This window comes from Streptomyces sp. NPDC001137 (genome assembly GCF_040298885.1).
GTDB lineage: Bacteria > Actinomycetota > Actinomycetes > Streptomycetales > Streptomycetaceae > Streptomyces.
In genome coordinates this window covers 396,448-408,782 of sequence record NZ_JBEPBA010000002.1, presented here as the reverse complement: position 1 = coordinate 408,782, position 12,335 = coordinate 396,448, and the positions used below count along the sequence as shown (strand labels likewise).

Sequence of the window (12,335 nt, the reverse complement as noted above, 5' to 3'; positions counted from 1 at the left end):
CGTTGGATCGCCTGGCAGGAGCGGACCTGGACGGCGGCGCAGGCCGACCGGGCGCGGTGAGCGTGTGACCGGCCGGCCGGAGCCCGCGGTACTGTCCCCGTCGCTGCGGCCGTGGCTCGGGCTGACCGCCGTCCTCGCCGCCCTGGTGGTCGCCGCGATCGGGGTCCTGTACGCCGGTCACGGCGAGCCCGGCAGGGTGGACCGGTGGATCGTCCCACCGACCGCGGACAGTGTCCGGCCGCCGTGGCGGTACGTCGCTCTGACCCTGGACTTCCTGGGGGAACCCGCCGGATCGGCGATGGTGATCGTGGTCGCCGTCGTGGGCTGCCTGCTGCTTCGGCGTCCTCGCGTCGCGGTGCTCGCCGTGGCCGCTGTCGGCATCACCGTGGGGACGGCGACGCTGCTCAAGCACGTGGTGGGGCGCACCATCCACGGCGCGGGCAACCTGTCCTACCCGAGCGGGCACACCGCCTTCTTCACCGCGCTGGCCCTCACGGCGGCACTGGCCGCGACCGGCCGGCTCGGCCTCGGCAGGGCGGCAGGCATGTCACTCGTGCTCGGCGCGGCGCTGGTGGCCGGCGCCGCGATGGGGTGGGCGCAGGTCGCCCTGGGTGCGCACTACCCGACCGACGCGCTGGGCGGCTGGTGCACCGCACTCGCGGTGGTACCGCCGACCGCCTGGCTCGTCGACCGTGTGGCCGACCGGCGGGCCGTTCGCACGGCCGACGCCGGTCGGCTGGAGCATCGCTGACGTCACGCCAGGCGGCGGAACACCGGCTTCACGGGTCGTCCGGCCAGCCAGGGGGTGGGGTCACCGGCGTCCAGTGCCTTCCGGTACACCGCACATGCCTGGGCCACCACATCGACGGTGTGGTCGATGTCGGCGTCGCTGAGCGCGCTGCTCACCACGAACGACGGGGCGAGCACCCCGCCTTCGAGGAGCCGGCGCAGGAACAGGGTGCGGTACTCCTGGGACGGCTGCCCGTTCTCGTCGAGGGTGGCGAAGACCAGGTTGCTGGCCCGGCCCCGGACGACGATGTGCTCGCCGACGCCCATGCCGGCCGCGGCCTCGCGGACCCCGGCCGCCAGCCGCTCGCCGAGGGCGTGCAGCCGAGCGGTGACGCCCTCTTCGGCGTAGATGCTCTGCACGGCCATCGCGGCGGCCAGCGAGTGCGTTTCCGCCCCGTGCGTGGTGGACAGCAGGAACACCCGCTCGCCCGAGTGGCGCAGCCCGCCGCGCTCCATCAGCTCGCGGCGCCCGGCCAGCGCGGAGACGGCGAACCCATTGCCCAGCGCCTTGCCGAAGGTGGAGAGGTCGGGGACGACGCCGTACAGGCCCTGGGCGCCCGCCTCGGACCAGCGGAAGCCGGTGATCATCTCGTCGAAGATCAGCACGCAGCCGTGCCGGTCGGCCAGCTCGCGCAGCCCGGCGAGGTATCCGGGCGGCGGTTCGGTCTGGGTGGCGGGTTCGAGGATCAGGCAGGCGACCTCGTCCTGGTAGCGGGTGAGCAGCTCCTCCGTGGCGGCCAGATCCCCGTAGGGAAAGGAGATGGTGAGCTCGTTCGTCGTCTCCGGAATGCCGGCGGACATCGGGGTGGTGCCGATGAACCAGTCGTCCGTGGAGAAGAACGGATGGTCGGCGCACAGGGCCACCCGCGTGCGGCCGGTGGCGGCGCGGGCCAGGCGCACCGCGGCGGTGGTGGCGTCGGAGCCGTTCTTCGCGAACTTCACCATCTCGGCGGTCGGCACCGTGGCCAGGAAACGCTCCGCGGCCTCGACCTCCACCATGGACGGCCGGACGAAGTTGCTGCCGCGGTCGAGCTCCCCCCGCACCGCCTCGGTCACGCGCGGGTGGGCGTGACCGAGGCTGACCGAGCGCAGGCCGGAGCCGTACTCGATGTAGCGGTTGCCGTCGACGTCCCACACATGGGCGCCGCGGCCGTGGCTGATGACCGGGGCCAGGTTCTCGGGGTACTGGTCGTCGCCCTTGGCGTAGGTGTGCGCGCCTCCGGGGATCATGGCGTGCAGCCGCTCGTTCGCCGCCCGCGACCGGGGCAGGACGAACTCCGATGTCTCTACGGTGTGTTCGGTGGTCAACCGACTTCACCCTCCTTGTGCTTCAGGACCTCGCTGAGGCTCGGCGCCTCACGGTCCCGTTGGGACATCGACGTGACCGGCAGCGGCCAGGGGATGGCTAGTTCCGGGTCGTCGAAGGCGATCGTCACGTCCTCGGACGGATCGTGCTGACGATCGATACGGTAAGAGGTGTCTGCGATTTCGGTAAGAGCCTGGAAGCCGTGGGCACATCCCGCCGGGATGTACACGGTCTTCTGCGTCTCACCGGACAGCTCGAAAGAGGCCCAGTTGCGGTACGTCGCAGAGTCCGGGCGCAGGTCCACGACGACATCGAAGATCTTCCCGTACGAGCAGCGCACCAGCTTGGCCTCGCCCGCGCCGGAGCGCAGGTGCAGGCCGCGCAGCACGCCCCGGACCGAGCGGGAGACGCTGTCCTGGACGAAGGCGTTCGGGTCGAGGCCCACCGAGCGGACCACGTCGGCGTCGAAGGTGCGGCAGAAGAAGCCGCGTTCGTCGGCGTACGGCGTGGGCTCGAACAGGTACGCGCCGGCGATCTCCGGGACTTCGGTCGCTTTCATCAAGCCTTCCGCAGGGTGTGAGAGGGGTCGGTCGTCGGGAACAGGGCCGCGGTCAACGCGGCGAACTGCTCGGCGAGTTGCTCTGCCGCGGCCTTGTTGCGCTCGGTGAGGACCTGGCGCAGCTCCCCCGATCGCTTCTCCAGCGTCCGGAACTGTTCGAGCAGCCGGTCGGCGTCGACCTCGCGCGCGGGGTGGCAGAAGGCGCCCAGGCCCATCCGGTCCATGAGCGCGTCGCTCTTGGCCGCATAGCTGAGCGCGAGCACGGGGGTTCCGGTCTTCAGCGCGCAGATCAGGTTGTGGTAGCGGACCGCGACCACGGTGTCGGCCGCCGCCATCTCCTTCATCAGGTCGGCCAGTGACGCCGGTTCGGCGGCGGTGACCAGCGGCGAGTCCACCGCGTCGAGGATCGCCTCGACCACCGCCACATCGCACTGGTCGCCGGTGAGCAGCCGGATGGGCCTGCCCTCCTCGACCAGTGTGCGGACGAAGCGGATCGTCCCGTCGAGGTAGCGGCGGTAGATCTCGTCGGCCCGGGCGCGGTCGTCGTTCCCGCCGTGGAAGTCCATGACGCCCAGGCAGACCGTGCCCGGCGCGCCCGAGGGCGGGCTCGCCGGCGGGGTCGGCAGGGAGAACGCGAGGTCGGGGTAGACCTCGTCGCGTGCGGTGTCCACGCCCATCGCCCGCATCGCGTCGCGGGACTGGGCGTCCCGGTAGGAGCGGTACGCGGCCAGCCGCGCCGACCAGCGCACCAGGGCCCGGGTGGGCCGGTTGCGGATCTCGGCGGCGCCGACGCTGACGAGCGCGACCCGGGTGCCGAGCAGCCGTCCGCTCGCGCAGAGCAGGAACAGCGAGTACGGGAAGCCCCAGGGCCGCAGCGGCAGGGTGGCCTCCAGGACGCCCATGCCCGGCACGATCACCACGTCGTGCCGGCGCACCCACGCGGCGGTGCGGAAGACGTCGACGAGTTTGCCCAGGCCCTTCGAGGCGATCGCGCCCGCGCGTGACGCGGTGCGGTACTCCGCGCGGTTCCAGTGCAGCCGTGTGGCGGGGATCCCGAACCGGGTCGTCACGGCTTCGGGCCCGCCGCACAGGGCGTCCACGGCCGCGTCCGGGTGCTCGGTGCGCAGGTATCCGAGTACGGCTTCCAGCGAGCCGTCGTTGCCGAGGTTGCCGGAGCCGAGGAGGCCGAACACGCCCACCCGTGGTGCCGTCTTCATGCCCGCCGCCCTTCGCGGCCCGCGACCAGGGCGTCGACGGAGACGCCGAGCGCTGCCGGGTCGATCGGGGCGCGGTCCTCGACGCGCTCGCCGGCGCCCGGCCGGACCCGGCTGGTCATCCAGGCGCCCATGTGCCGGTAGCACTCGCGCCGGTCGGCCGGGGAAATCGGCGCCCGCCGGATCGCCGCGGCGAAGCCCCAGATGTACTCGGCGAGCAGCCGGGGCGTCGGGTGCAGCGGGCCCGCCCGGCGCGGGTCCAGGTTGACGCACCGCGCCCGCTTGGACGGGTTCGCCCGCTCGGCGCGGTTGGGGTGGTCGCGGCGGAAGTACAGCAGTTCCGGCACCTGGTGGAAGCGCCCGTGCAGGGTGATCTCGGCGACGAAGGTGCGGTCCGCGTGGTGGTAGCTGTCGAGCGGCTTGACCCGGCGCAGCATGTCGGCCCGCATCACCCCGTAGAAGTCGTCGCCGCCCGGCTCGAACAGCAGACTGCGGAAGCGGTCCGGCGCGTGCGGGGAGTCGGTGGCGAGCGTGTACTCGTAGGGCACCTTGACCTGGCCGTCGCCGTCGATGACGGCCTGGTCGGCGTGGGCGAGGATGACGTCGGGCTGCTCGTCGAGGGCCTCGATGCAGCGCCGCAGCAGGTCGCGGGCGTAGAGGTCGTCGTGCGAGGCCCACTTGAACAGCTCGCCGCGGCACTGGGTGAAGACGTAGTTGTGGTTCGGGGTGGCCCCGACGTTCCGGGGCAGCCGGATGTAGCGGATGCGGGAGTCCTGCGCGGCGTACTTGCGGCAGATGTCCTCGGTTCCGTCGGTCGAGGCGTTGTCGGAGACGACCAGCTCGAAGTCCTCGTAGGTCTGCCCGAGCAGGGCGTCGAGCGACTCGGCGAGATACTCCTCGCCGTTGTACACGGGCAGGCCGATGCTCAGCCTGGGTTGGGCCGTCATGAGGTCCTCACTTCGGGAACGGAGTTGTGGTCGCGCTCACGCAGGGCCGACCGCAGTTGCAGCCACCACACGGCCGAGCCGCTGACGGTCGCGGCGGCGACACCCCAGGCCGAGCCGACCGTGCCGGCCAGGGCGGCGCCGCCGAGCCCGCCGCCGACGTAGCAGACGGAGGCGAACAGCTGGCAGCGCAGGCTGCGCCGGGCCGCGCCGAGCGCACGCAGCCCGGCTGCCGCGCCGGTGCCGAGGCCCGCGCCGGCGACGCTGAAGGTGATCGCCACGATGAGATGCGAGGAGGAGTGCCACACATCGCCGAGCACGAGCTCGCCCAGCCGGTCGGGCATCAGCAGCAGGGCCCCGCCCCACAGAAGCGCGGCGCCGGCCTGTCCGCCGCCCAGCCGGAGGCAGAACGCGCCGAGGCGGTGCGGGGCCTGGCGCAGCACGCGTGCCGCCTCCGGGACGGTGACCAGCGACAGGCCCATCAGCACGGCGAGGAACGGGCCCATCAGGAGCTCGGCGCCCCGCACCGCACCCACCGCGCCGACCCCGACGATCGCGCCGAGCCCGTACGCCCGCAGCTGGCTGGCGCCGCTGAGGCTGACGTTCTCGACCAGGTACCGGTAGCCGAGATCGCGCTGTTCGCGAAGCCAGCCGCGTGCTTCTGCCATCCGGGGCCGGATGCCGGACTGGAGGCAACCGTACGCGGCGGCCACGGCGGCGGACGCGCCCCAGGCGAGCACGAAGGCGGCCACGCTGCCCACATGGGCGGCGACGACCATGGCGGGGACGAGCGCGACGCCCCACACGACGTCGTTGACGAACGCCTTGCGCCCGTTGCCCGCGGCGAAGAACCCGAACCGCCAGGCGTCCTGGAGCAGCAGGCCCGGCATCATGACGCCGAGGCAGGCGAACGCGGGCCCCAGCCGGCCGCCGAGACCGAGCCCGGCCGCCAAGCACACCGCGCCGATGGCGGTGCCGACGCCGAGTGCGGTCCCCGTGGAGCGGGCCACCGCCCCGCGCCAGGACGCGTCCGCCACGCCGCTGAAGCGCACCACGAGCGGGTCGGTGGACAGGCCGCGGGAGACGTTGAGCACGACGCCGTACGTCACCCAGGCCAGGCTGAACACGCCGAACGCGGTCACCCCCAGCGAGCGGGCCACGTAGATGCCCACCGCGAAGTTGGACATGCTGGAGGCCGCCTGGTCGGCCAGCCCCCAGGACAGCCGGCCGACCAGGGCCCGCTTGGCGGACCCGGCCGGTCTGGTCGTCTTCTCCCCCTCGATCGTCATCGGCGTCACGCCTTGATCAGACCGGCGCCGTGCAGGGCGTCGGCCGCGGCGGCGACGGTGTCGAACGGCAGCCCGGACCGCTCGGCGACGTCCAGCAGACTGTGCTCGCCGTCGGAGAGGTTGAGCACCCACAGCATGGCCATCTGGGCCTGCTTGGTGTCGCTGCGGCCGCCGAGCGCGTCGTACAGCCCGCGCCGGCCGAGCTGTGGTTCGCCGTGGGGGCTGAGGTTGATGTACTGCCGGTTGCGGTCGAGGACGGCGAACGCCTCGCGGCAGACCGCGAGGGTGTCCGCCATCGCCTCCGGGGAGACGAAGTCCGGGTTGTCCGCCGAGGTGTGATACTCGGGGTAACCGGCGTACGGGGTCCGGGTGAGCGAGCCGACGCCGAGGTTGAACCCGGGCGAGCAGTACTGCCGCTCGTCGTAGCCGTACGGAGTGAACTCGTTGACGCGGTGCGGCCGTTCCGATGCGGTCAGGACGTGCCGCATCACCCGGTCGATCTCCGCGTCGCCGCGCCTGCTCTGCTTGTACGTCAACTGACCCCGGTCCCCGGCGCAGGCCAGCACGACGCCGTGCTTGACCCGCTCCACCCGCTCGGCGTTGCGGGCCAGCCAGGTGATCGCCCCGATGGTGCCGGGCGCGAAGATGAACCGGTAGGTGTAGTACGGGGTTTCCTCGGCCAGGGCGCGGGCCAGGAACGTCGCCACCGCGATGCCGGCCAGGTTGTCGTTGGCCAGCGAGGGGTGGCAGACGTGGCAGGAGACGATCACCTCGTCGGAGACCTGCCCCGGGACCACGTGCTCGGCGTAGGTGAGGTGACCGTCGGCGAGCGTGGAGTCGATGCGGACCTCGTACTCGCCGTCCGGCATCGCGTCCAGGGTCTCCTGGGCCAGGCAGAACCCCCACTCCGGCTTGTAGTAGCTGGTGCGGTACGGCACCCACGACGGGTGGTCCGGCAGGGTGTGCAGGTGGTCGCGCAGCTCGGACAGCGGCATGGTCGCCGACACCGGGACGCTGTAGCCGAGCACATGCAGGCTGGACGTGGCGAAGTCGACGATCCGGTTGCCTGCGCTGTCGGCGATGTAGGCGTCGCGGATGTTCCACTCCTGCGGCACCGTCCAGTCGAGCACCTGCGTCCCGGTCGGGACCTCGTGCACCTGCAGCGGCAGGTACTCGCCGACGATGTCCAGGGTGGCGCGGACGCCGTCGCCGGTGATGCTCCGGCACAGCGGGTACATCCGCTCCACCAGGGCGTGCATCTCTTCGCCGGGAGGGGTCATCGGCGCCACCGCAGGGTGTCGTCGACGGTGCCGGCCTCGGACGCGGCACGCAGCACGGCGAGCCGGGTGAAGCGCTGGTCGAAGTCCTCCTTGGTCAGTGCGAACTTGCGGTAGGCGTCGGCGAGTTCGAGCGCGCCGCGCTTGACCGACCACTCGATGTCGAAGCCGGGGATGGCGGCGCGGAACCGGGAGAAGTCCACCCGGTAGGAACGCGGGTCGGCCCCGTTCTCCCCGGTGATCCGCACCTTGGCGCCGGGCACCGCCTCGGCGACCTGCTCGGCGATCTCGGCGACCGTGACGTTGTTGGTCTCGCTGCCGATGTTGAACGGCCGGTCGTGGACCGCCTCGCGCGGCGCGGTCAGCGCGGCCGTGAAGGCCCGGGCGATGTCGGCGGCGTGCACCAGCGGGCGCCAGGGGGTGCCGTCGGAGAGCACCAGCACCTCGCCGGACAGCAGCGCGTGGCCCACCAGGTTGTTCAGCACGATGTCGGCGCGCAGCCGGGGCGAGTAGCCGAAGGCGGTGGCGTTGCGCATGTACACCGGGGTGAAGTCGTCGTCGGCCAGCGCGTGCAGGTCGTCCTCGACCCGCACCTTGGACTCCGCGTACGGCGTCACCGGGCGCAGCGGGGCGTCCTCGCCCACCAGGTCGTCGCCGCCCGCGGCGCCGTAGACGGAGCAGGTGGACGCGTACAGGAAGCGCCGCACTCCGGCGTCGCGCGCCAGCCGGGCCAGCCGTACGGAGGCGTGGTGGTTGATGTCGTAGGTGAGTTCCGGCGCCAGCGAGCCCAGCGGGTCGTTGGACAGCGCGGCCAGGTGGATCACGGCGTCCACGCCGGCCACGTGTTCGGCCGTGACGTCACGCAGGTCCACCCGGTGGCCCTGCGGGTCGGCGGGTGTCTCGCCGAGGACGGAGTCGGCGAACAGACCGGAGTCGAGGCCGACGACCTCGTGTCCGGCGGCCGCGAGGACCGGGGCCATCACGGTGCCCAGGTAGCCCTGGTGTCCGGTAAGGAGTACGCGCATGGTTCAACCCCCCAGGTTGAGCGTGAGTTTGGTGACGGCGAACGCCTCGGCGTATCGCTCGTGGCATTCGATGCCGCGGATTCGCGCAAGACCGAGGAAGGCTTCGCGGTCGTACCAGGGCCGGTGGCGCTGCGAGGCGTAGTGCTCCTGCAGCAGCCGCACCTTTTCCTCGGCGATCTCCGTCGACAGCGGCTGGTAGGCGGCCATGCGGCCGAGATCGCCGTCCCATTTGACGATCTCGTAGCCGAGGACCAGGTGGTCGCGGAACGCGGTGGGTATCAGCTGGGCCAGGCCGCGATGGTCCTGGTGGGCGTCGTCGGTGCGCGGGGCGAGGACGAGATCCGGGTCGGTCTGCGTGCGCAGTTCCTCGACCGCGGCCTTGGCCTCGTCCCAGTGCACGGGCAGCCGGCCGTCGGGCAGCTTGTGCACGGTCAGCCGCAGGTCGGCGCCCGGGCAGAAGGCGGCGAGAGCGGCCTGCTCCTCCTGCTCGCGCTCGCTGCCGCCGCCGGAGAGCACCAGCGCGTCGACGCGCAGGCCCGGCCGGGCGTGGCACAGCGTCAGCAGGGTGCCGCCGGCGCCGATGGCGATGTCGTCGCAGTGCGCGCCCACGGCGACGATCCGGTCCAGGCTGCCGGTTTCGAGGCGGATCACGCGTGCACCCCGGCGTTGTCGTGTTCCCACACGGCCCAGGGACGGTCGCCGCGGGCGTAGGCCTCGTCGAGCGCTGCCCGCTCCTTGACGGTGTCGGTGGGCTTCCAGAAGCCGCGGTGCTGGTGGGCCACCAGGCGGCCCCGCTTGGCCAGTTGGGCGCAGCCGTCGGCGACCAGGTCGCCGTTCTCCGGGATGTGGTCGAAGACTTCCTGGCGCAGCACGAAGTAGCCGCCGTTCTCCCACAGCGGCATGTCGCTGACCGCGGTGATGCCGCCCACCAGGCCGTCCTCGCCCAGATCCACGCAGTGGAAGGAGGACTGGGGCGGTACCACCATCATCGAAGCCCCGGCGTCGCGCCGGGCGAAGTTGTCGATCATGTCCGGCAGCGGGGCGTCGGTGAGGACGTCGGCGTAGTTGGCGAGGAACATCTCGTCGCCGTCCAGGTGGTGGCGCACCCTGCGCAGCCGCTCCCCGATGGGCGACTCGATACCGGTCTGCGCGAACGTGATGGTCCAGTCGGCTATGTCGGTGGACAGCAGCTCGGTCTGGCCCTTGCGCAGCACGAAGTCGTTGGACGTCGTCTCCTCGTAGTTGAGGAAGAAGTCCTTGATGTGGTGGGCGCCGTAGCCGAGGCACAGGATGAACTCCTTGTGCCCGAAGTGCGCGTAGTAGCGCATGACGTGCCAGATCAGCGGCCTGGGGCCGACCATCGCCATCGGCTTGGGCACGTCGTCGGAGGTTCCGTTGCGCATCCGCATCCCGTAACCGCCGCAGAACAGGACGACCTTCATGCTGTGACCTCTTCCGACGCGGCCTCGACGATGCTCAGTTCCGGGATGGGGAAGACCAGCCGGCCGCCCCACTCGTGCACATAGGACAGCTGCTCGACCAGTTCGGCCCGCAGGTTCCACGGGAGGACGAGGACGTAGTCCGGTTTGTCGACGGCGATCTGCTCGGGCGCGAGGATCGGGATGCGGGTGCCCGGGGTGAACCGGCCGTGCTTGTACGGATTGCGGTCGACCGTGTAGGCGAGCAGGTCGGGCCGGATGCCGCAGTGGTTGAGCAGGGTGTTGCCCTTGCCGGGGGCGCCGTAGCCGACGACCGTCTCGCCGCGCTCGGCCGCCTCGATGAGGAACTTCAGCAGGTCCCGGCGCACCTTGGCGACCCGGGCGGAGAACTCGGTGTAGCCGGACAGTTCCTGAAGCCCGGCGGCCTTCTCCCGGGCCAGGACGTCGGCCACCCGCTGGGTCGGCTCGCCGGCCACCTCGGCCGGGCGGGCCCACAGCCGGATGGAGCCGCCGTGCGTGGGCAGCAACTCGACGTCCACGAGCGCGAGTCCGCCGCTGGCCAGGGCCTGGATCGCGGAGGCGACCGTGTAGTACTGGAAGTGCTCGTGGTAGATCGTGTCGTACTGGTTCTCCTCGATCAGGGTCAGCAGGTGCTGCACCTCGATGGAGACCCAGCCGTCGTCGGCGACCAGGGCGCGCAGGCCCTGGGTGAAGCCGACCACGTCGGGGATGTGCGCGTACACGTTGTTGGCCACGACCAGGTTCGCCGGGCCGTGCTCTTCGCGGACGGCCGCGCCGGTCTGCGGGCTGAGGAACTCCGTGAGCGTGGGCACGCCCTTGTCCCGTGCCGCCGCGCCGACGTTCACGGACGGTTCGATGCCCAGGCAGCGGATCCCGCGGTCCACCACGTGCTTCAGCAGGTACCCGTCGTTGCTGGCGACCTCGACGACGAAGGCGTCAGGTCCGAGACCCACGCGCTCTGCGGCGTCGGCGACGAACGTGCGGGCGTGCTCCACCCAGGAGGTCGAGTACGAGGAGAAGTACGCGTACTCCTTGAAGGTCTCCTCCGGCGTGATCAGCGGCGGGATCTGCGCCAGCCAGCAGTCGGTGCAGACCCGCAGGTGCAGCGGGTACGCCGGTTCCGGCTGGTCGAGTTGGTCCGCGGCGAGAAAGCTCTCGCAAGGTGGCGTCGCCCCGAGGTCGACGACGCTCGCCGTCGCCTCCGAGCCGCACAGTCGGCATCGTGTCATCTGCTGTTCCCATCCCCCCTGCTCGCGCGGGTGTCCCCGTCGCGAGTCTGTGCTGACCGCCCCGCGATCGCGGTGCGGTACTCATCAACCAGGCGGTCGAGGCCGACCGCCGGGCTGAAACCCTTTTCGTAACGGAGCCGGGCCGCTCGGCCCATCTCCCGGTTGCCGTCCGGCTCGGCCGTGATCCGGCGGATGCAGGACGCGAGCGAGGCGGACTCCCCCGGCTGGTGCAGCAGCCCGGTCACGCCGTCCTCGACGAGTTCGACGAAGGCGCCGTGCCCGGCGGCGACCACCGGGACGCCCGCCGCCATCGCCTCCACGACCACCAGGCCGAAGGCCTCCAGCCAGGTCGAGGGAGCCACCACGGCAACCGATCGCGCGATGGCCTTCTGGCACTCCGCCGTGTCCAGCAGGCCGACGTAGCGCACGTCGTCCCGGCCCGCCGCCCACGCGGTCACCTCCGGCTCCAGCGGCCCGGTGCCGGCGATCACCAGCGGCACGCCCACCCCGCCGCTCGCCGCCAGCTCGTCCCACGCGGTCATGAGCAGCCGTACGCCCTTGGCCTCCGCGAGCCGGCCGAGGTAGAGCAGATGCTCTCCCTCGCCCTCCCGGGTGGCGCCCGGGTCGGGTACGAAGTTGTGCTTCACCGCCAGCCGTTCCGCCGGCATGCCGGCCTGCACCAGGGTGTGGCGCTGCGCCGCGGAGATGCACAAGAACCGCTCCACGCCCGACCACCAGCGCCGCCGGTTGGCCGAGAGGCTGATCGCGAGCGGCACCGTGGCGAGGCGGGAGCCCCGGTAGCAGCCGTGCCGGACGGCGGGCAGCGGAACCGCCGATCCGACGCACTCGGTGCACGGCCGGCCGTCCCGCTGGAGCGTGCCGGGCGGGCAGACCTGGGTGTAGTTGTGCAGCGTGGCCACGGCGGGCACCCCGGCGTCGGCGCAGGCGGCCAGGACCGCGGGCGACAGGAGCGGGAAGACGTTGTGGACGTGCACCACGTCCGGCCGCTCGGAGCGCAGCCTGTCGGCGAGTTCCGTGCGCACCGCCGGGTTCCACGGCACCCGCAGGGGCACCGCGACCTTGCCGAGGAGCGACATGGCGCCGATGTCGTCGCTGCGCCGCTCGAACACCTCGACCCGGTGGCCGGCCGCACGCAGCAGCTCCACCTCCTGGTCGACGACCTTGTTCTCGCCGCTCGGCTGGGCCGAGGCGTAGCGGTTGTGCACCACGAGGATGTGCATGC

12 protein-coding genes are annotated in these 12,335 nt (G+C 71.9%); 1 reads left to right on the top strand and 11 read right to left on the bottom strand.

The window, feature by feature from the left end:
* Positions 1-64: 64 nt before the first annotated feature.
* The gene (locus tag ABT254_RS04810; protein WP_351463521.1) at positions 65-751 is read left to right on the top strand and encodes a phosphatase PAP2 family protein; all 687 of its coding nucleotides are present in this window, start codon (positions 65-67) and stop codon (positions 749-751) included.
* Between the two features lie 2 nt (positions 752-753).
* Here ABT254_RS04810 and ABT254_RS04805 read toward each other — a convergent pair whose 3' ends face one another.
* From ABT254_RS04805 to ABT254_RS04755, 11 genes are read right to left on the bottom strand one after another with little or no spacing between them, the layout of a single operon-like run.
* Complete coding sequence (locus ABT254_RS04805; RefSeq protein ID WP_351463519.1) at positions 754-2,097, bottom strand: glutamate-1-semialdehyde 2,1-aminomutase; 1,344 nt, start codon at positions 2,095-2,097, stop codon at positions 754-756.
* Positions 2,094-2,654 (bottom strand): dTDP-4-dehydrorhamnose 3,5-epimerase, encoded by a 561-nt coding sequence (gene rfbC / locus ABT254_RS04800; protein WP_351463518.1) that lies wholly within the window; start codon positions 2,652-2,654, stop codon positions 2,094-2,096. The genes ABT254_RS04805 and rfbC overlap by 4 nt, the downstream gene beginning before the upstream one ends.
* Positions 2,654-3,871 (bottom strand): polysaccharide pyruvyl transferase family protein, encoded by a 1,218-nt coding sequence (locus ABT254_RS04795; protein ID WP_351463516.1) that lies wholly within the window; start codon positions 3,869-3,871, stop codon positions 2,654-2,656. The genes rfbC and ABT254_RS04795 overlap by 1 nt, the downstream gene beginning before the upstream one ends.
* The gene (locus ABT254_RS04790) at positions 3,868-4,815 is read right to left on the bottom strand and encodes a glycosyltransferase family 2 protein (protein WP_351463514.1); all 948 of its coding nucleotides are present in this window, start codon (positions 4,813-4,815) and stop codon (positions 3,868-3,870) included. Before ABT254_RS04790 ends, ABT254_RS04795 begins: the two co-directional genes overlap by 4 nt.
* Positions 4,812-6,101, bottom strand: coding sequence for an MATE family efflux transporter (locus tag ABT254_RS04785; RefSeq protein ID WP_351463512.1), 1,290 nt, complete (start codon positions 6,099-6,101; stop codon positions 4,812-4,814). The genes ABT254_RS04790 and ABT254_RS04785 overlap by 4 nt, the downstream gene beginning before the upstream one ends.
* 5 nt (positions 6,102-6,106) lie before the next feature.
* Positions 6,107-7,390, bottom strand: coding sequence for a DUF4910 domain-containing protein (locus tag ABT254_RS04780; protein WP_351463510.1), 1,284 nt, complete (start codon positions 7,388-7,390; stop codon positions 6,107-6,109).
* A complete protein-coding gene (locus ABT254_RS04775; RefSeq protein ID WP_351463508.1) occupies positions 7,378-8,403 on the bottom strand; it encodes an NAD-dependent epimerase/dehydratase family protein in 1,026 nt (341 codons plus the stop codon). The genes ABT254_RS04780 and ABT254_RS04775 overlap by 13 nt, the downstream gene beginning before the upstream one ends.
* A 3-nt stretch (positions 8,404-8,406) precedes the next feature.
* Positions 8,407-9,054: a PIG-L deacetylase family protein gene (locus tag ABT254_RS04770; RefSeq protein ID WP_351463506.1), complete on the bottom strand. Its 648-nt coding sequence runs from the start codon at positions 9,052-9,054 to the stop codon at positions 8,407-8,409.
* Positions 9,051-9,845 carry a glycosyltransferase family protein gene (locus tag ABT254_RS04765; RefSeq protein ID WP_351463504.1) on the bottom strand — a complete coding sequence of 265 codons (795 nt, stop codon included), beginning with the start codon at positions 9,843-9,845 and terminating at the stop codon, positions 9,051-9,053. Before ABT254_RS04765 ends, ABT254_RS04770 begins: the two co-directional genes overlap by 4 nt.
* On the bottom strand, positions 9,842-11,092 hold the full coding sequence (locus ABT254_RS04760) for a methyltransferase domain-containing protein (protein ID WP_351463502.1): 1,251 nt from the start codon (positions 11,090-11,092) through the stop codon (positions 9,842-9,844). Before ABT254_RS04760 ends, ABT254_RS04765 begins: the two co-directional genes overlap by 4 nt.
* Complete coding sequence (locus ABT254_RS04755) at positions 11,089-12,333, bottom strand: glycosyltransferase (protein WP_351463500.1); 1,245 nt, start codon at positions 12,331-12,333, stop codon at positions 11,089-11,091. The genes ABT254_RS04760 and ABT254_RS04755 overlap by 4 nt, the downstream gene beginning before the upstream one ends.
* Between the last annotated feature and the right edge of the window lie 2 nt (positions 12,334-12,335).